General features: G+C 31.6%; 20 protein-coding genes. 8 read left to right on the top strand and 12 right to left on the bottom strand.

Annotation, left to right across the window (positions count from 1 at the left end):
• Nucleotides 1-4: 4 nt before the first annotated feature.
• The 3 genes from CLOST_RS05670 to CLOST_RS05660 are packed head-to-tail and all read right to left on the bottom strand — an operon-like array spanning nucleotide 5 to nucleotide 1,878.
• Nucleotides 5-778: a TIM barrel protein gene (locus tag CLOST_RS05670; protein ID WP_041487120.1), complete on the bottom strand. Its 774-nt coding sequence runs from the start codon at nucleotides 776-778 to the stop codon at nucleotides 5-7.
• Between the two features lie 15 nt (nucleotides 779-793).
• Entirely contained in the window at nucleotides 794-1,324 is a 531-nt protein-coding gene (gene lepB / locus CLOST_RS05665) for a signal peptidase I (RefSeq protein ID WP_013361308.1), read from the bottom strand.
• Between the two features lie 17 nt (nucleotides 1,325-1,341).
• A complete protein-coding gene (locus tag CLOST_RS05660; protein WP_013361307.1) occupies nucleotides 1,342-1,878 on the bottom strand; it encodes a GNAT family N-acetyltransferase in 537 nt (178 codons plus the stop codon).
• A 96-nt stretch (nucleotides 1,879-1,974) separates the two neighbouring features.
• Here CLOST_RS05660 and CLOST_RS05655 point away from each other — a divergent pair, with 96 nt between their 5' ends.
• Nucleotides 1,975-2,523 (top strand): MltG/YceG/YrrL family protein, encoded by a 549-nt coding sequence (locus CLOST_RS05655; RefSeq protein WP_013361306.1) that lies wholly within the window; start codon nucleotides 1,975-1,977, stop codon nucleotides 2,521-2,523.
• 115 nt (nucleotides 2,524-2,638) lie between these two features.
• Here the strand turns inward: CLOST_RS05655 and ygiD are convergent, their stop codons facing one another.
• From ygiD to CLOST_RS05630, 5 genes are all read right to left on the bottom strand, one after another.
• Nucleotides 2,639-3,403, bottom strand: a complete 765-nt coding sequence (gene ygiD, locus CLOST_RS05650) for a 4,5-DOPA-extradiol-dioxygenase (protein ID WP_013361305.1) — start codon at nucleotides 3,401-3,403, stop codon at nucleotides 2,639-2,641.
• Between the two features lie 32 nt (nucleotides 3,404-3,435).
• Complete coding sequence (locus CLOST_RS05645; protein ID WP_013361304.1) at nucleotides 3,436-4,230, bottom strand: family 1 encapsulin nanocompartment shell protein; 795 nt, start codon at nucleotides 4,228-4,230, stop codon at nucleotides 3,436-3,438.
• A gap of 14 nt (nucleotides 4,231-4,244) precedes the next feature.
• Nucleotides 4,245-4,595 (bottom strand): encapsulin-associated ferritin-like protein, encoded by a 351-nt coding sequence (locus CLOST_RS05640; RefSeq protein ID WP_013361303.1) that lies wholly within the window; start codon nucleotides 4,593-4,595, stop codon nucleotides 4,245-4,247.
• Between the two features lie 65 nt (nucleotides 4,596-4,660).
• Nucleotides 4,661-5,437 (bottom strand): inositol monophosphatase family protein, encoded by a 777-nt coding sequence (locus tag CLOST_RS05635; protein ID WP_013361302.1) that lies wholly within the window; start codon nucleotides 5,435-5,437, stop codon nucleotides 4,661-4,663.
• A 59-nt stretch (nucleotides 5,438-5,496) separates the two neighbouring features.
• Nucleotides 5,497-6,204, bottom strand: coding sequence for a PrsW family intramembrane metalloprotease (locus CLOST_RS05630; protein WP_013361301.1), 708 nt, complete (start codon nucleotides 6,202-6,204; stop codon nucleotides 5,497-5,499).
• 89 nt (nucleotides 6,205-6,293) lie between these two features.
• Here CLOST_RS05630 and CLOST_RS05625 point away from each other — a divergent pair, with 89 nt between their 5' ends.
• Entirely contained in the window at nucleotides 6,294-6,677 is a 384-nt protein-coding gene (locus tag CLOST_RS05625) for a DUF3783 domain-containing protein (protein WP_013361300.1), read from the top strand.
• 25 nt (nucleotides 6,678-6,702) lie between these two features.
• Here CLOST_RS05625 and ung read toward each other — a convergent pair whose 3' ends face one another.
• Nucleotides 6,703-7,368, bottom strand: a complete 666-nt coding sequence (gene ung / locus CLOST_RS05620; protein WP_013361299.1) for a uracil-DNA glycosylase — start codon at nucleotides 7,366-7,368, stop codon at nucleotides 6,703-6,705.
• 197 nt (nucleotides 7,369-7,565) lie between these two features.
• Between ung and msrA the strand changes: the two genes are divergently transcribed.
• Nucleotides 7,566-8,141 (top strand): peptide-methionine (S)-S-oxide reductase MsrA, encoded by a 576-nt coding sequence (gene msrA, locus CLOST_RS05615; RefSeq protein ID WP_013361298.1) that lies wholly within the window; start codon nucleotides 7,566-7,568, stop codon nucleotides 8,139-8,141.
• A gap of 148 nt (nucleotides 8,142-8,289) precedes the next feature.
• Nucleotides 8,290-9,027 carry a tRNA pseudouridine(38-40) synthase TruA gene (gene truA / locus CLOST_RS05610; RefSeq protein ID WP_013361297.1) on the top strand — a complete coding sequence of 246 codons (738 nt, stop codon included), beginning with the start codon at nucleotides 8,290-8,292 and terminating at the stop codon, nucleotides 9,025-9,027.
• An 85-nt stretch (nucleotides 9,028-9,112) separates the two neighbouring features.
• Here truA and CLOST_RS05605 read toward each other — a convergent pair whose 3' ends face one another.
• The 3 genes from CLOST_RS05605 to CLOST_RS05595 all read right to left on the bottom strand — a co-directional run bounded on the left by CLOST_RS05605 (nucleotide 9,113) and on the right by CLOST_RS05595 (nucleotide 12,959).
• The gene (locus CLOST_RS05605) at nucleotides 9,113-10,510 is read right to left on the bottom strand and encodes a sigma-54 interaction domain-containing protein (RefSeq protein WP_013361296.1); all 1,398 of its coding nucleotides are present in this window, start codon (nucleotides 10,508-10,510) and stop codon (nucleotides 9,113-9,115) included.
• A gap of 37 nt (nucleotides 10,511-10,547) precedes the next feature.
• The gene (locus CLOST_RS05600) at nucleotides 10,548-11,195 is read right to left on the bottom strand and encodes a YczE/YyaS/YitT family protein (RefSeq protein WP_013361295.1); all 648 of its coding nucleotides are present in this window, start codon (nucleotides 11,193-11,195) and stop codon (nucleotides 10,548-10,550) included.
• A gap of 84 nt (nucleotides 11,196-11,279) precedes the next feature.
• Nucleotides 11,280-12,959: a glutamine--tRNA ligase/YqeY domain fusion protein gene (locus tag CLOST_RS05595; RefSeq protein ID WP_013361294.1), complete on the bottom strand. Its 1,680-nt coding sequence runs from the start codon at nucleotides 12,957-12,959 to the stop codon at nucleotides 11,280-11,282.
• 158 nt (nucleotides 12,960-13,117) lie between these two features.
• Here CLOST_RS05595 and CLOST_RS05590 point away from each other — a divergent pair, with 158 nt between their 5' ends.
• From CLOST_RS05590 to CLOST_RS05575, 4 genes are all read left to right on the top strand, one after another.
• Nucleotides 13,118-14,797 carry a sensor histidine kinase gene (locus CLOST_RS05590; protein ID WP_013361293.1) on the top strand — a complete coding sequence of 560 codons (1,680 nt, stop codon included), beginning with the start codon at nucleotides 13,118-13,120 and terminating at the stop codon, nucleotides 14,795-14,797.
• Nucleotides 14,794-15,495, top strand: coding sequence for a LytR/AlgR family response regulator transcription factor (locus CLOST_RS05585; protein ID WP_013361292.1), 702 nt, complete (start codon nucleotides 14,794-14,796; stop codon nucleotides 15,493-15,495). The genes CLOST_RS05590 and CLOST_RS05585 overlap by 4 nt, the downstream gene beginning before the upstream one ends.
• Nucleotides 15,496-15,613: 118 nt before the next feature.
• On the top strand, nucleotides 15,614-16,111 hold the full coding sequence (locus CLOST_RS05580; protein WP_013361291.1) for a DUF8052 family protein: 498 nt from the start codon (nucleotides 15,614-15,616) through the stop codon (nucleotides 16,109-16,111).
• Between the two features lie 81 nt (nucleotides 16,112-16,192).
• The gene (locus CLOST_RS05575; RefSeq protein ID WP_013361290.1) at nucleotides 16,193-17,833 is read left to right on the top strand and encodes a carbon starvation CstA family protein; all 1,641 of its coding nucleotides are present in this window, start codon (nucleotides 16,193-16,195) and stop codon (nucleotides 17,831-17,833) included.
• Nucleotides 17,834-17,922 lie beyond the last annotated feature (89 nt).

The following is a 17,922-nucleotide window of genomic DNA, read 5'->3' as shown; positions in this document are numbered from 1 at the left end:
TCCTTTAGAGTTTATTTAATTCTAAAATTTCTATAGTTTCCTTTGCTTTTGAACTATCAAGTTCTAAAACTATATAACTAAAACCATACTTATCTATAAGCTCATAAAAAAATTTCTTTGTATATTTACCCGTTTTTGAAAGCCCTAAATGCTGATCTGAGGTTTTATCATTTAAGTTAAAATGAAGCATAGAATTATAGTTTTTGATTACATTGCTAAAATCTTCATCTTGAATCAATGCGTGCCCTAGGTCAAAGCAGAACCCTAACGATTTATTATTCGCTATTTCAAACAAATCCATGAATTCTATAGGCTTAGTACCAACAGCACATAAATCACTGCTAGCTTGATTTAAAAAACTATAAACATTTTCTGTGTAGATATTTATATTAGGAAATTCTACTAATAGTCTTTGAATAAACTCATTTGCTTTTTGGATATAATTTTTATAATTTGAAGTATATTTACTATAAAATACATTTCCTAAATGAGTATTAAAATAGAGAGGTTTCAAATAGCTAACCTCTCTAATAATATTACTAACATAGTTAAAATTGGCATCTCTAAGAAACCCTATATCTTCTACAAGGTTAGTTTTCAATGGCAAATGGATGCTGATTTTTATATCTTTATTCTCTTTTTTGCTCATATGATGGTTCAAAGCTTCGATATCTGTAGCTTCATCTATCCCATATTCAATAAATTCTATATCCTTGTATTCATGAAACAAAGTAATCTTTTGTTCTAAATCGTAACTCAAAGCACTAATTCCTATCATTGCCACGTCACCTAACTATAATGTAGTAATCTTATTAAATGGATAAAGTCTAATAAATACTTTTCCTATAATATCATCTAAAGGAATCATCCCCACGGACTCTTCTCTACTATCTAAGCTATTGGGTCTATTATCTCCCATAGCAAAAATATATCCATCAGGTACTATTTCATCTACATTTCCATCTGTATAATTTCCATTAATATAGGCTTCACTTAGCTCCTCATCATTGACAAATACTTTTCCATCCATTACAACAACATGGTCGCCAGGAACTCCTATAACTCTTTTAACTAAATCTTTTTCTTTCCCATTTGTTTGTAGTAAATGCGATTTAAAAACTATGATATCTCCATGCTCTGGCAGGTCACTTCTATATGCCTGTCTATAAATAAGTAAATAATCATTTTCTTCCAAAGTTGGAAACATAGACACTCCTCTAACCAGTGTAGGTCTTACAAAGCTTGTTATAAGCAGAGCCATCGCTCCTGCTATCGCTATAGTTTTAAGCCATTCAAAAATTTCTTTTTTTACATTATCGCTCAATAAACTCACCTCATAGTCTAATCTATTACTTTGCCCATGTTTAAATAGTCGACAAAATCTCCATCAATAAACAAAGCTCTTTTATTCTTACCCTCAATTTCAAAACCAAATTTTTTATAGAGAGCAATCGCATACTTATTATCTATTCTAACCTGTAAATCAATCTTTGCAATATGCTCACTATCATATACAAACTCCATGGCCTTTGACATCAAAGCCGAGCCAATTTTATTATTCCAGTACTCTTTTTTTACTCCCATTCCTAAATTACAAATATGGTGAGTCCTTTGTCTTCTCCCACCTTCTAAGTAAAGTATTCCACAAAGCTCATTTTCTATAAAAGCACCTAAAAATATGCAATTATCTAAACTATTCATATAGTTTATGAATGAGCGCTGGTTCTCAATCGACATAGCATAATCTTCAGATGTAAATGGATAATTGTCTGATTCATCAGCCATCTCTAAAACTAATTTTAAGGTTATCACAGCATCTTCTTCAAGAATTTCTCTGATTTGGAGTTTTGATAACTGATTATTAATGTCCTTGTGCATATTTATCTCCTTTGTTACTTCATAATTGCTACAATTTATTATATAATAGAAAAATACAATTGACTATTTTTAATTTGAACACGAGGTGTAAAGGAAATGGATAAACTAAAAGATTTTATATATGAGATTAGTGATTTAATTTTTGGAGGAGCAGTTTTATTGATTATTATATTAATTTCGACATATCAGCTCCATGGATGGTTTAATATATCTCTACCTGAAAATATTGAAAAAATTATTCCTATTTCTACTAGCAACGATTTAAATTCTACTGAAACAAATACAGAGATAGCTCAAAACAGCTCTAGCTCAGAGGATACAAACAAAGTACCTGAAGCTTCAAACGATACTACTGATAAAAACGAAGTATCTAAAGAAGATACTACTAATAATGTTACCTCAGATAAACAAACTGAAAATATATCAGCCCAAGCTGAAGTGACAATCAGAAATATTTCGATTGCTCCTGGGAGCTCATCTGACAAAGTTGCAAATGCTCTTTATGAAAACAATATTATTTCATCTAAAGAAAGCTTTATTTCAAGACTTATAGAGCTAAATGCTGAAACAAAAATTAAAGCTGGTACATTTAGAATACCTAGTAATGCTTCACTTGATGAGGTAATAAAGATAGTAACTCAATAAAGAAAAAAGCCCTTTTAATTGAGCTCATTTGGTAAAGTTAATTCAAAATTTAACTTTTAGCAAATGAGTTCATATTTAAAGGGCTTTATTTTTGTTTAATTAATTCATATAACTTTTACTGAGTTATATATCCCGTCATAGACATCGCACCCATGAGACATTTATCATTGAAGGCTTTTATGTTATCAGCTAAGTCGCATGAGCCTAGCATATACAGCAATGGAATATAATGATCTGGAGTATAAAATGCTTTCTCTGCACAGCTTCCTGCATTCTTATAATTTATTACGTCATCAAAATTTTTAGAAAGAATATTTGATTTAATATAATCATCAAATTCCTGAGCCCAAGAATATCCATTATCCATCCCCCAGTTTATAAGTGAAAGATTATGAACAACATTACCGCTAGAAATTAGCAGTATAGACTCATCCCTAAATGATTTTAACATCTTTCCAATTTCATAGTGCTCTCTAAATGATTTGTTATGGTCGATGCTTATTTGAACAACAGGAATATCTGCATCTGGAAACATTCTACATAATACAGACCATGTACCATGGTCTATTCCCCAATCGTTATCTATTGATATTAAATCGCTAGTTTTTTCAATAATTCTACTAGCTAATTCATCAGACCCTTTTACGGGATATTTTAAATCGTAAAGTTCCTTAGGAAATCCATACATGTCATAAATCATTTTTGGATCAAGTTCATTTGAAGTATAGCTTCCTTTTGTATACCAGTGGGCAGATATAACAACTATTCCAGCTGGCTTAACAAGACTTCTGCCTAATTCTTCCCAAGTTTTCGTAAATTCATTGTCCTCAATAGCATTCATAGGAGAACCATGACCTACAAATATCACTGGCATCTTCATGACATATCCCTCCATTTTTGGGGCTTATGATATTAAATATTAAATTTCACTATCAGCTTTTCATCTAGCACTCTAAAAGTCAATGACTCAGTTATAAATAGCTTTATTTTTTTATCATCATGATTTTCATATCCTATAGAAAAATCTTGACCTATAGTTAACTCTATATCTTCATGGTCATAAGGCATTAAAAACGCCCCTTCTACAGCTTCGCTAAGTATTACTTTGCCATCAATTATTGAAGAAACTGTTTTTATAAGCGGATAGCCTTCATGAACAGTATTTAAAAGTTTATAAGCCTCTCTACCTACCACTAGAGAATAAGGTTTCTCTACATAGGATTCCATAAGGAGAAATCTAGCTTCAGAAATTGCCGATAAAATTGAAACTGCATCTTTACCAAAACCTAAATTATGTGCAGCAACTTCTTTTAATCCTTTTATATCTGCTTTCTCATAGCCGTTGTATATTAGATTTTCTTCAAAAAGTGCTAGCTTTTTTGTAGCTTCTTCAAGAGCTTCTAAATCTATATCCTTCGCTCCTCTTGTTATATTGTCGAGTTCCCATCTATCAAGCTCAAAAGAAATTCTTGCTTCAAGTAGTGGCTTAACTCTATATGTTCCCACACTGACATCAGAGTCTTCATTTTTATCTATGATATCGAGCCTTCCCTCTGGCACTACAGCATAATCCCATCCCATAGGTCCTTCAACATGAACAACTTTTCTTGCTGAAAGTATGTTCGTAAGCACAGTTTTAGCTCTTTCATCTATTTCGTCCCAAACCTTAGATGGCATAGGTGCTATATTTCTTTTTAACATGCTCATAATAAATCCTCCTTTTATTTCATTTTACCAATGTTTAAACCATTTCCTGAATTTGATGGAGCATCACTTGCTTGTTCTTGACCTTCAATTGAAGTAATAGGGCCACTTGTAAATAAGTAAGTTTTTAATTCCTCATCCCATCCATCCATATTTCTTCTAAGCCATTCCAAAGTCATACAAGCATGTTCTATTTCTTCATCTCTATTATGTGCCATTATTGCTTTTAATTCCTCATCACTAGATGCCTCAACTCTCTGATTATACCAATCAACGGCTTCTAACTCTTCTTTCAAACTGTTGATGGCTCTTGTAATATTTCTTGTTTTTTCGTTTAGTAATTCTACAGGTTCATGATAATTACTCATATTAAGCCTCCTCAATTATTTTTTACACATTTTTGTATTTACCCTATTTATTAAAAAAATAACATTTAGAAAACTTTTTTTAACTCATCTAAACATTTTCCACTGGAATAGATAGTTAAATCATCGATTATCAAAATTTCGCCGCCTGCTTCTTTAATAATTAAGCTTCCAGCCAAAACATCCCAAGGATTAGAAAAAGCATATAATAGAGCATCTGTTTTCCCCGATGCTATACAAGCGAGGTCATAGCATGCAGCTCCAAATATTTTTGTTCTCATGGTGAGTGGTGAAAGCTGAGCTGTTATTTGATTTAACAGCTCGTTGTCTCTTTGTTTCATTTTTTCATCTCTTCCAATATTAAAATCTCCAAGGCCAATAATAAAATCTGATAGCTTGCTACGACTGGAAACTGTTATTTGCTTACCGTTTAAAAAACTTCCTCCACCTTTAACTGCATAATAAATTTCATTAAACATAGGAATATAATGAACTCCTACGATTGGTACCTCATCTTCTAGTACAGCAAGAATAACACCAAATATTGGTATCCCTTTTGAAAAATTTACAGTTCCATCTAGTGGATCTACTACCCATTTATACCTTGACTCTTTATTTAGCTCTCCAGCTTCCTCAGATAAAATGCTGCAATTTGGATAAAGTCTTTTAATTTCATTAATGATAATCCTTTCAGCGCCATAATCAGCATCAGTAACTAAATCGCTATCTCCCTTATACTCTATATTAAATTGAGAATGAAACATTTCCTTTAAGTATTCTCCTGCTTTTTTTGCAATTTCAATTGCATCGTTTAACATAGCCTTATTTTCATATGAATTCACCATAACAATACTTCCTTTCCTAATAAAAAAAATTAAATACAATTTCAACTTTACAATTTAATCTAGTTATCAATCATGTTTTCATACTCAGATTCATTTTTTGATTCTAGCTGATATATCTTTAGTCTTTTAATACTCACAGACCATAGGTATATCAAATATGGTATAAATACAATAATTAGCAGAGGATGATTTGAAAGCAATATAAAATTAAATGTCCCGTGCAGAATCATAGGCACTATTAAAGATTTTTTATAATATTTGTTTGCATCATAGGTGCTACTGGCATATTTGCTACGTGAAAGATAGTAACCCATACTTATTCCAAATAACATATGAGCAGGCACAGATAAAAAAGCTCTTGTTATTCCTACATATATATCATCTTTAAAAGAAATTGCCACATACATAATGTTTTCTACAGTAGCAAATCCCAGCGAAGCCATAACACTGTACACTATGCCATCTAACTTTTCTGAGTAATGCTGATTCTTAAATGCAATTTTCATAACTACTAATCTTTTAAAAAATTCCTCTGTAAAACCTGCAACTATAAATGAAACATAAAAAGCTGAAGCGAGTCCTGGAAAAATATTAAATGTCATTAATAAATCTTCTACATAAACAATTGGTACCACAGCTAGGGCTCCAAAGAGAAAAACTTTTAAAAGCAATGAAATTGGTTCTTTATCGTGTTTATCAAAGAAATATATAAATAAAACCAATGTTATTGCAGGTGCTACAGCTAAAATTACTAATTTAAAATCCATAATTCCTCCTAGTTTTTAGTTTTATTATTGCTTAATTCGGATATAATATAACTTAAAGTTTCATAAAATATTTTTAAAGGAGAATCAAAATGGAAAAAATCATACTTTATGGTCTAAATGATGAAAGAACTAAGCAAATACATGAATTACTCAATAACCATGGTTTTGAAAATATAAAATTTATTTCTAATGAAATGTCAAACTGCATAACTGGCTTTTTGCACGACCTAGATGGTTATACTCCTGATAGAAAAGATGGAGTAAAAGCACCAGAAATTGAATTTATGATGATTAGTGGCTTTGATGGTGAAAGAATAAACCAGCTAGTAAGTGCATTTAAAACAAATCAAATCGAAAGACCAGTCACTTCCGCTCTCACCCCTTCTAATAAAGACTGGATATTTGCTGACTTAGTTAATGAGGTGTATGAAGAGCATCTATATATGACCTCACAAATGAATAATCAAAAATAGCATATTTATATTAAAAACCTGAATTCTATAGCTGCCAGTTAATTGGAGCTATAGAATTTTTTATTAAAAACTTATTTGCTTTCGAAAAATGTCCACACCCAAGAAATCCTCTATGTGCTGATAACGGACTAGGATGTGGTGCTTTTAGTACTAGATGTTTACTAGTATCTATAAGAGCTTCTTTTTCTGCAGCATTTTTTCCCCACAATAAAAATACCATAGGCTTTTCTCTTAAGCTAAGAAGTCTAATTACTTGGTCTGTAAATACTTCCCATCCTTTTCCTCTATGGGAGTTTGCCATCCCAGCTCTCACAGTTAATGCTGTGTTAAGTAAAAGTACTCCTTGCTTTGACCAGTCTACTAGGTATCCATGATTTGGAATTCTAAAATTTATATCACGCTCTAATTCCTTGTATATGTTAAGAAGTGATGGTGGAATAGGCACTCCGATTGAAACAGAAAATGCCAGTCCATGTGCTTGATTCGGCCCATGATATGGATCCTGTCCTAAAATTACAATTTTTACATCTTCATAATCAGTCAATTTAAGTGCTTCAAATATTTTATATTTATCAGGATATATCAAATGGCTCTTGTATTCCTTAATTAAAAATTCTCTTAACTCTAAATAGTATTGTTTATCAAATTCATCTTTTAAAATATCATCCCAATTATTATTAAATGAAATCATATATAATATCTCCTTTTGTAATTGATTTTGTCTATTATATTATACCATTTCAAATAAAGCTCTAAGCTTATAATATAATTTTATGCCTTGTTTAAAATAATATACTTAAACTGTATATTATTTTTTAAATTGGGTATCAAATTATCAATAAGTATTATAAAAATAAATTTCTAAAAATATATACTTGGAGGTAAACCATGAATGAATCAAATATAAAAGAAGCTGTTTTTGCTGGTGGTTGTTTTTGGTGTATGGAGACACCTTTTGTTTTAACTCCTGGAGTTTTAAAAGTAAAATCAGGTTATACAGGCGGTGATAAAAAGTTTCCTACCTATGAAGAGGTTTGTACTGGTTCAACTGGCCATTATGAAGCTGTAAAGATTTGGTATGATGGAACTGAGGTTTCATATAAGAATCTTCTTGGAGTATTCATTCAAAGTATGAATCCTACCGACCCTTATGGACAGTTTGCAGACAGAGGCTCACAGTATCTTGGAGCTATTTTTTATGCTAGTGATGAAGAAAAACAATTAGCTAACAAATTATTATCAGAACTTGATAAATCAAATATTTTCGAAAACCAAGTGGCTATAAAGCTCCTTCCTCAAGCTGATTTTTATGAAGCAGAAGAATATCATCAAGAGTACTATAAAAAAAATAAGCTCCATTATAAAGCATACAGACGTGGTTCTGGAAGAGCCCCATTTCTAGAGAAAATTTGGACACAGGATAACATAAATAAACTTAATGAAATACTAAGTAAATTACAATAATATTCATGCCTACAATCAATTCATATATTTATAATTTTAATTGCTTCTTATCATAAAAAATCAAAATTAACTATTAGCATTTACTATAATTATGGTATAGTAAGTCTAAATGAAAATTATTCATAATAATATGTTATAGGAGAGCTGAATGAGAAATATTAAAATTGCGTTACAATACGAAGGTACAAGATATTTGGGATGGCAACGTTTAAAGGACCAAGACAACACTATTCAAGGTAAGCTTGAGGATTTACTAAATAAAATGACTGATGAGGAAGTTCAAGTGATTGGATGTTCAAGAACAGATAAGGGTGTTCATGCAAAATCACTAATAGCAAATTTCCACACTAATTCAAAAATGACTCTACATGAAATTCAAACATACATGAACTACTATCTACCTGAGGATATTAGAGTAACATATATAGAAGAGGCTGATGATAAGTTTCACGCTCGACACAATGCTAAAACAAAAGTATATAGATTTACTATTGATAATAACTCGTTTGCTGATGTGTTTACAAGAAAAACAGCTATTCATCAACCTAAGCAATTAGATATCAAGGCAATGGAAAAAGCTGCTAATTACCTTATTGGAACCCATGACTATGATGCTTTTACCACAATGAAATCTAAGAAAAAAAGCTGTCGAAAATCAATAAAAAGCATAGCTATTACAAAGAAAAATAATTATGTTTATCTAGAATTTGAAGGAGAAGGTTTTTTGCATAATATGATTAGAATAATAACTGGAACCTTGATTAGAGTTGGAACTGGAGAAATATCTCCCGAAGAACTTGCTAATATTTTAGCATCAAAGGATAGAAGCCTTTCTGGTCCAATGGTAGAGGGTAAAGGTCTTATGTTAATGCAAGTAAATTACTAAAAAATATATGCCAAGTTTCTATACTTTCAAGAAACTTGGCATAATTTATTTTGAATACAAAAGAATTACTGAAACACATGAAGCTTTAATCTATTCCATAGGACTTTAACTTCTGATATAGGCTAGTCCTGCTCATATCTAAATCATTTGCTGTCTTTTGCTTATTTCCTTGATTCTCATTCAAGCATTCAAGAATTATACTTTTTTCTACATCGTATAGCTGCTCTTTAAGAGTGCTTCCAGCAATATATACATGGGTTTTATGGGACTGAGTAATATGAACAGGTAATGTAGAAACCTTTATTATTCTATCTGAATCGAGTAGGTTTATAGACCGCTCGATGACATTTTCTAATTCTCTTATATTTCCCGGCCAGTCATATGCTTCTAAAGCTGCCATAGCCTTTTCACTTATGCTATCTACGTGTACTCCCATTTGACTTGAAAGTTTCTTTACTAGAGCTTTTGCAAGTGGTCTTATATCATCCTTTCTTTTTCTTAGGGGCTCTATATTAACGCTCATTACATTAAGCCTATAATACAAATCTTCTCTAAAATTACCAGACTTAACTTCTTCTTCGAGGTTTTTATTGGTTGCCGATATTATTCTTACATTAATAGGTCTAGTTTTAGTTGAGCCAATCCTTTCAATTTCTCTTTCTTGAAGAACTCTAAGAAGCTTGACTTGCATCTGAAGAGGCATATCTCCGATTTCATCTAAGAATATACTTCCTCCATTTGCAAGCTCAAATTTACCAACCTTGCCTTCTTTCTTTGCTCCAGTAAAAGCTCCACCTTCATAGCCAAATAACTCAGATTCTAAAAGCTCAGAAGGGATAGCTGCACAGTTTATCTTAACAAAAGGTCCAGAAGCTCTATCACTTGCGTTGTGAATTGCATGAGCAAAAAGCTCTTTTCCAGTTCCACTTTCTCCCATAATAAGTACATTTGAATCTGACATTGCTGCTCTTTGACAGATGTTTTTTACTTCCATAAGAGATTTGCTCTCACCAATTATATTTGAAAATGAGTATTTAGCACTTTTTTGTTTTTTAAGCTGATCCTTATAATATTTAATTTCTTTTTCCATAGTAATGATTTTTTTTGACATATCATAAAAATCAGTTATGTCCTTGAATATAACTTTCCCTATTGCTCCTATAATTTTATTGTCTTTAATAATAGGAAGCCTTGAGGCTATAACCTGCTGACCTTTAATTATCTGTATTTCTCCAATTTGAGTTTTTCCAGTTTTAACAATATCATGAAGTTTTGTATTTTCAATAACTTCTGTAACATGCTTGCCTTCAGGTACCATATCTCCTATAAATTCCTTATAGCCTTTGCTCATCATCATGATATAGCCTTTATCATCTATTATTACTAGCCATTCATAAGCATTATTAAGAATAACATTTAATATTTCTTTATAATCCAAATTATCTTTGTTTTCTTTTAAGAATATGTTGTTTTCATTATCCATAAAAGTATTATCCCTTCTAAATCCTATAATTATAATTTTAAGCAGATTGCTTATTTAAAGAAAATAAGTTGATTTGATTGATTTTCTTTGGATCGAATTTAAAAAATTTGTATATCGCTCCTAGTAAAGGTCCTCCTAAAAATGTATTTACAATTGTTCCTATTCCAAAAGTACCTCCTAGTAATATTCCTAAAACTAGAACAGTAGCTTCAATTATTGTTCTTATGTATGAAACTGGTTTTCCCGTTATTTTTATGAGACCTATCATTAAGCTGTCTCTCGGTCCACAGCCAAGCTCGCAGCTCATGTACATATAGCCTCCGAGGTGAAAAATAAAGAGCCCTACAAATAAGTAAATAAGTCTAGTAGGCATATCTTCAGGAATCCCAATAAAAGTTAATGAATCGACAATATCAATAAAAAGGCCAATAAAGTACATGTTTAAAATAGTACCTATTCCTGGATAAATTTTAATAAAAATAGCTATAATAAGAACTGCTATACCTATCATTTGGTTAATTCTGCCAAATGATATGCCTGTAATCACAGTTAGTCCTTCATTAAACGCTCCCCAAGAATTTAAACCTAGTTTTGAAGCTTTCATTATATTTGTACCAATTGCAATGAGTATAAATCCCATCATAAGCTTTGGCAATCTTTTAAATATAACATCCAAATTCTGCAACCCATCATCTCCAGTATTATATTAAAAATAATACTGCAGCTGTCAAAACAGTGCAGTATTACAGTAAAGGTCTTTATTTGTGATTTATTTTTTATTAAATGAATCTTTTAAAGACACTATTCTATTAAAAACAAGATGATTTTCTGTTGTATCTTTCGTATCAACAACAAAGTATCCATGTCTGTTAAACTGATATTTATCATCTTTTTTTGCATCCTCAAAGCTTTTTTCTAAATAACATTCGTCTAGAACTTTTAGTGAATTAGCGTTGTAAACATAGCCTTCCTCATCATTCTCGCTTTTCACAAAAAGATAATCATAAAGTCTAACACTTGCTTTAACATTATGAGTAGCACTCACCCAGTGGATAGTACCTTTCACTTTTCTACCTGTAAAGCCAGTTCCTGATTTAGTCTCAGGATCATAGGTGCAACGCACTTCTACTATATTGCCTGCGTCATCCTTAATAACCTCTTCACATTTAACAAAATATGCATTTCTAAGTCTAACTTCATTTCCTGGGAATAATCTATAATATTTTGATGGAGGATTTTCCATAAAATCATCTCTCTCAATATATAGCTCCTTAGTAAATGGAATCTTTCTATTACCTAGTTCAGGATTTTCTGAATTATTTTCTGCATCCAGATACTCTACTTCGCCTTCAGGATAATTAGTAATAACAAGCTTGAGAGGGTCTAGTACAGCCATTTTTCTGTGGGCAGTAAGTTTTAAATCTTCTCTTATGCAATGCTCTAAAAGGGAAATATCAACTTCACTATTTGCTTTTGATACGCCTATCTTCTCAGCAAAGGTTCTTATCGATGACGGAGTATATCCTCTTCTTCTAAGTCCTGAAATAGTAGACATTCTTGGGTCATCCCAACCTTGCACTAGTTTTTCATCAACTAATTTTTTGAGATATCTCTTACTCATAACCATATTAGTCATCTCTAACCTTGCAAACTCTATTTGCTTTGGTGGATTATTCCACTCAGTTTCAATTAGTACCCAATCATAAAAAGGTCTATGCGCTTCAAATTCGAGTGTACATATAGAATGAGTAATCCCTTCAATTGCATCTTCAAGTGGATGAGCGTAATCATACATAGGGTAGATGCACCATGCATCGCCTGTTCTATGGTGACTAGCGTGAACTATACGATAAAGTGCAGGGTCTCTCATATTCATATTAGGAGAAGCCATATCTATCTTAGCTCTTAGAGTCATTTGTCCTTCTGCAAATTCTCCAGTTCTCATTTTTTCAAAGAGATTTAAGCTTTCTTCTATTGGCCTATTTCTATAAGGGCTGTCTTTTCCAGGAGTATCAAAGTTACCTCTATATTCTCTCATCTGCTCAGGAGTAAGCTCACAAACATATGCTTTGTCCTTTTTTATTAGCTTTACGGCTAGCTGATACATTTCTTCAAAATAATCAGATGCAAAAAGAAGCTCGTCCCATTCAAACCCAAGCCATTTTACGTCTTCTTTTATAGATTCTACATACTCAACTTCTTCTTTAACTGGATTTGTATCATCAAATCTCAAATTGCATTTTCCATTGTATTTTATTGCAGTTCCAAAGTTAAGGCAAATGGATTTTGCATGACCTATATGTAAATAACCATTCGGCTCTGGAGGAAATCTAGTGTATACTTTCTGACCATAAGTACCTTTTTTCAAATCTTCATCTATGATGTTATGAATAAAATTAGATTGAATAATAGCAGATTCTGCACTCATATTTTTATCATTACTGTTCATAATTTCACCCCTTAGTTATTTTAATATTTAATTTATTATAGCATTATAACAAAAAATATACTAAATGACTAGACAACTACGAATTAAGTTGCATACAAAATACTTAAAATATATAATTGTTTGATAGAACTAGAAAATAAAAAATCAAGGTGGTACCTATGTTCGAAATTGCAAAAAATTTAATAAATAGTTTAAACTTTGTAATTATAATAACTTTTATAATTTCTAATCTTCCTGCATTTAAAAGATTTATTCAGAAAGATGAGTATTCACGATTTGACCTAGTTATATTAGGGATAATTTTTTCTTTCTTCGGTATAGCTGGCACCTACCTTGGTACCAATGTAAATGGTGCTGTAGCAAGCACTAGGATAATTGGTGTCATGGCAGGCGGGATTCTATACGGACCATTTGTTGGCATTGTTTCTGGAATAATTACAGGCATACATAGAATACTATACGATATACAAGGCATAACCTCTATTGCTTGTGGACTTACGACTATGATAGCTGGCTTTGTATCAGCTTTTATATATACTCGAGATAGAAAGTATTCAAAATGGGTTTATGGTCTAATTGGAGGAATATTTGTTGTAAGTATAGAAATGTTACTAGTTCTGTTTATATCAAGGCCTACATACATGGCTTTTAATATAGTGAAAAGTATCTATCTTCCTCTTAGTTTCGCCAATGCAATTGGGATATGTATTGTTATCCTTTTAATACAGAAAATCTTTGATGAAAAAGACCAGGCTTCAGCAATTCAGGCTCAGCTTTCTTTAGAAATAGCTAATAAAACACTACCCTATTTTAGAGATATAAATGATGAATCTCTTCAAAAAATTTGTTCTATCATAAAGGATTCAACTGATTTAGCTGCTGTATCTATAACAGATAAACATAGAGTACTTGCATATAGCGGTTTAGATTGTGACTACCATAGCAAAAAACATCCTATTAACCCTCTAACAACAGGAACCGTTTTTGATACTGGCAAGCATTTAATTTTGAACACCTCTGAAGAAATTAAGTGTCAGAATTTAGACTGCAATTTAAAATCATGTATCATAGTCCCATTATACGAAGGCAACGAAGTAACAAAAACTTTAAAACTATATTCAACAAAAGAAAAAGGTATATCCTATACTCATGAAAAATTGGCTTTAGGATTATCTCAACTCATGTCAACCCAAATGGAATTAAGCAAAGTTACAAACCTTAAAGCGTTGGCTTCAAAAGCAGAAATTAAGGCTCTACAAGCTCAGATTAACCCTCATTTTTTATTTAACTCCCTAAATACAATAGTTTCTTTTGTAAGAATAAATCCGGATAAAGCTAGAGAGTTAATAGTTAACTTATCCGTGTTTTTAAGATACAATATTGAGGAATCAAATGGTTTCGTAGATATTAGTAAAGAAATAGAACAAGTAAAAGCATATATTGCTATAGAACAAGCAAGATTTGGAGATAAACTAAAAATTGAATATGATATCGACAAAGATATTAAACTTACAATTCCTTCATTGATAATTCAGCCCATAGTAGAAAATGCTATAAAGCATGGTGTTTTAGAATCAAAGGGAAAAGGTAAGGTTGTTATAAGTATTAAAAAGCAATCTGAGAATTCAGTTTTAGTAACTATTGAAGATGACGGTTTTGGAGTTCCAGGTGAAGTGATAGATAGTTTGTCATCAGAAACTCAGAGTCAAAACAAAATTGGTATGGCTAATGTACATAATAGACTTAAGCATCTTTATGGTCATGGACTTAAAATTGAAAATTTAAAAATTGGTACAAAAATTAGCTTTGTTTTAAAGCAAAAGGAGGCTGTATTGTGAATTGCATCATTGTAGACGATGAGTTTCCAGCTATCAAAGAATTAGAGTATTTCATTAAAAACTTTAGTACAATTAAAATAGAAAATACATTTGAGAACAGTATTGAAGCCTTAGAATACATACAAGAAAAGTCTGTTGATGTTATATTTTTAGATATACATATGCCAAAACTAGATGGAATGAGTTTTTCTAGGGTGATAAAAACCCTCAAAATAAAACCTCTAATAGTATTTATCAGTGCATATAGCGACTATGCCGTTGAAGCCTTTGAAGTCTGCGCATTTGATTATATTCTTAAACCTTATTCTCAAAACAGAATAGTAGAAACCCTCTCAAAGCTAGAGCAAACTTCAACCTCTAGCTGTTTACAGAATACTATAACCCTATGGCAAAATGAAAAATTTATTGTTCTTGACTATAATCAAATTTATTTCTGTAAGGCTAACAAACATGAAGTCCACGTGTATACAAAAACAGACGAATATATACTCCATACCTGCTTAACTGATTTTTATTTAAAACTTCCTCATGATAAGTTTTTTAAAACGCATCGATCATATATTGTGAATTTAGATAAAATATCTGAAATAATTCCTTGGTTTAATAACACCTATGTATTAAAGCTAAAAGGACTTAATGAAGAAATACCAGTTAGTCGTCAAAATATATCCCAATTCAAAACTTTAATGCGCATCTGAGTGTAACTCAGGTGTTTTTTTTGTCATTTCATGCTTGCATTATTAATTTTTAGAATATTTTGTTTATAATTCGAAGTAGTGGCCTAACTAGAAAATTATTATACGAGGAGGTGAATCCATGATATATGAGGATTATATAAAGATACTAAAAAATAGATTCGCTAAACATTTTCATATTAATACAGACGTTGAAATACTAGGAGAAAAAGTAGACTTTCAAGCAAATTTTTCCCAAGTAAGCGGAAGAACATTTGTAACTCAAAATGATATCATCGATAGGTATGAAAACTACGAAAATTGTTATATAAAATATATTCCTGCATTAGATTTAACTAAGGCTACTATGTATACAGAATTCTTAAAGAATATTGTTAATGAAACTGTTAATCCAAGCCAAGATCATATGAGTACATACATTACAGGTGTAATTCTTTCAAATAATGTAGACCCAGAAACTATATACTTCATTAATAATTTTAAGTTTAGCAAGGTATACTCATTTTATCTTAAAGGCTGGTGTGATATTCGCTTAATTTGTGTAAATCTCGAAACTCAAGAAGTCATTTCAAATAAGCATGGCAAAAAGGTTAAAGAAGCCTACAAATTAACTTCGTAAAATATAGCACTTTACATAACAAACTTATAGAGGATTTATTTAATAAAACTAAATTTAAAATATAGCTCGGGGAGGTATAAAATGAATTCATTAATACTTTTATTCATAGGAATTATTCTTTTTTTAGGAGCATACAGCATTTATGGAGGCTTTTTAGCAAAAAAATGGGGAGTAGATTCAAAAATAAAAACTCCTGCTCACACCTTGCGTGATGATATAGACTATTGCCCAGCTAGTGCTAAAGTGCTTCTTGGCCATCATTTTTCATCTATTGCTGGTGCTGGTCCAATAACAGGACCAATACAGGCAGCAGTTTTCGGATGGCTTCCTGTATATCTTTGGATATTACTTGGTAGTATCTTTGTCGGAGGAGTTCATGATTGGGGAGCACTATTCGCTTCAGTAAGACATGAAGGAAAATCGATTGGAGAAATAATTAGAGTAAATATAGGCGAAACAGGAAAAAAACTTTTTAATTTCTTTGCGTACTTAACTCTTATTCTTGTAGTTGCTGCATTTACTGATATTTGTGCTGGCACCTTTGCTTTTGATCCTGCTGCTCCAGAGAATTTGACTGGTGCTAGAGCTGGTACAGCTTCTATTTTATTCATAATGTTAGCAATGAGTTTTGGATATTTTGTATATAGAAAAGGTTCAAGTTTACTCTTTTCTACTGTAATTGGAGTACTATTATTATTTGGATGTATTTATCTAGGTTATCAATTCCCAATTCTCAAACTTTCAAAATTAACTTGGGATATTATACTTCTAGTTTACATATTCCTAGCATCTACTATGCCTGTTTGGTTGCTACTTCAGCCAAGAGACTACCTTTGTTCATTCCTACTATATGCTATGCTAGCTGGATCAGTAATTGGGATACTTATAGTTAGACCTACAATGGTAATCCCAGCTTTTACAAGTTTTTCTGTTGGGCAGGGAGCTCAAACTCAATACCTTTTCCCTATGCTATTTGTTATCGTTGCTTGCGGAGCTGTTTCAGGCTTTCACTCTTTGGTTGCATCAGGCACAAGCTCAAAACAACTTAACAGTGAATCAGATACGAAGCTAATTGGATATGGTGCTATGCTAATCGAGGGAATAGTTGCTATAATTGCACTTATCGCTGTAGGATATGTTAAAGAAGCTACTGGAACTCCTGCTCAAATTTTTGCAAGTGGAGTAGCTGAATTCATGAGCAAATTTGGAATTCCTACTTCATTAGGTTCAGTATTTATCATATTAGCTTTCTCAGCATTTGCTCTTACTAGTCTTGATACTGCAACTAGAATAGGTAGATACATGTTCCAAGAAATGACTACAAAGGAAGATGGAAGCACAACTGTTTTAAGTAACATGTATGTTTCTACTGCTGTAACAGTTGGATTATCTGCTTTACTTTTATCTTTTGGATACCAAAAAATTTGGCCTATATTTGGATCAGCAAATCAGTTATTAGCAGGGCTATCGCTACTTGCTGTCTCAGCATGGCTGGCAAAATCAGGTAAAGATAATAAAATGACTGTTATACCAATGGTATTCATGTTTGCAGTAACCTTATCAGCTTTAGCATTAGTCGCTAAGAATAACCTTCTTGGAGGAAATTTAGTAATCGCCGCTATAGCAACAGTCTTATTCATATTAGCAATTGTATTGATTGTAACAACTTTCAAATTATTCTTTGGTAAAAAAAATAATAATTCTCATAAAGCTAGTGCTTAAATTAATTGTAGAGTCTCTCCTTTATTGCAATCAAAGATTGCTAATGAGGTATTATAAGATTCTAAGGAAGGCAAAGCAACCAGAAAACT

The sequence above is a fragment of the Acetoanaerobium sticklandii genome (assembly GCF_000196455.1).
In the GTDB taxonomy this organism is placed as follows: domain Bacteria; phylum Bacillota; class Clostridia; order Peptostreptococcales; family Filifactoraceae; genus Acetoanaerobium; species Acetoanaerobium sticklandii.
This window is presented reverse-complemented; position numbering and strand designations above follow the sequence as displayed.

Bases quoted from the DNA above. Each gene is read 5' to 3' on its own strand.
- CLOST_RS05670 (WP_041487120.1), bottom strand. From the start codon at position 778: ATGATAGGAATTAGTGCTTTGAGTTACGATTTAGAACAAAAGATTACT.
- CLOST_RS05660 (WP_013361307.1), bottom strand. From the start codon at position 1,878: ATGCACAAGGACATTAATAATCAGTTATCAAAACTCCAAATCAGAGAA.
- CLOST_RS05655 (WP_013361306.1), top strand. From the start codon at position 1,975: ATGGATAAACTAAAAGATTTTATATATGAGATTAGTGATTTAATTTTT.
- ygiD (WP_013361305.1), bottom strand. From the start codon at position 3,403: ATGAAGATGCCAGTGATATTTGTAGGTCATGGTTCTCCTATGAATGCT.
- CLOST_RS05645 (WP_013361304.1), bottom strand. From the start codon at position 4,230: ATGAGCATGTTAAAAAGAAATATAGCACCTATGCCATCTAAGGTTTGG.
- CLOST_RS05640 (WP_013361303.1), bottom strand. From the start codon at position 4,595: ATGAGTAATTATCATGAACCTGTAGAATTACTAAACGAAAAAACAAGA.
- CLOST_RS05635 (WP_013361302.1), bottom strand. From the start codon at position 5,437: ATGGTGAATTCATATGAAAATAAGGCTATGTTAAACGATGCAATTGAA.
- CLOST_RS05630 (WP_013361301.1), bottom strand. From the start codon at position 6,204: ATGGATTTTAAATTAGTAATTTTAGCTGTAGCACCTGCAATAACATTG.
- CLOST_RS05625 (WP_013361300.1), top strand. From the start codon at position 6,294: ATGGAAAAAATCATACTTTATGGTCTAAATGATGAAAGAACTAAGCAA.
- ung (WP_013361299.1), bottom strand. From the start codon at position 7,368: ATGATTTCATTTAATAATAATTGGGATGATATTTTAAAAGATGAATTT.
- msrA (WP_013361298.1), top strand. From the start codon at position 7,566: ATGAATGAATCAAATATAAAAGAAGCTGTTTTTGCTGGTGGTTGTTTT.
- truA (WP_013361297.1), top strand. From the start codon at position 8,290: ATGAGAAATATTAAAATTGCGTTACAATACGAAGGTACAAGATATTTG.
- CLOST_RS05605 (WP_013361296.1), bottom strand. From the start codon at position 10,510: ATGGATAATGAAAACAACATATTCTTAAAAGAAAACAAAGATAATTTG.
- CLOST_RS05595 (WP_013361294.1), bottom strand. From the start codon at position 12,959: ATGAACAGTAATGATAAAAATATGAGTGCAGAATCTGCTATTATTCAA.
- CLOST_RS05590 (WP_013361293.1), top strand. From the start codon at position 13,118: ATGTTCGAAATTGCAAAAAATTTAATAAATAGTTTAAACTTTGTAATT.
- CLOST_RS05580 (WP_013361291.1), top strand. From the start codon at position 15,614: ATGATATATGAGGATTATATAAAGATACTAAAAAATAGATTCGCTAAA.
- CLOST_RS05575 (WP_013361290.1), top strand. From the start codon at position 16,193: ATGAATTCATTAATACTTTTATTCATAGGAATTATTCTTTTTTTAGGA.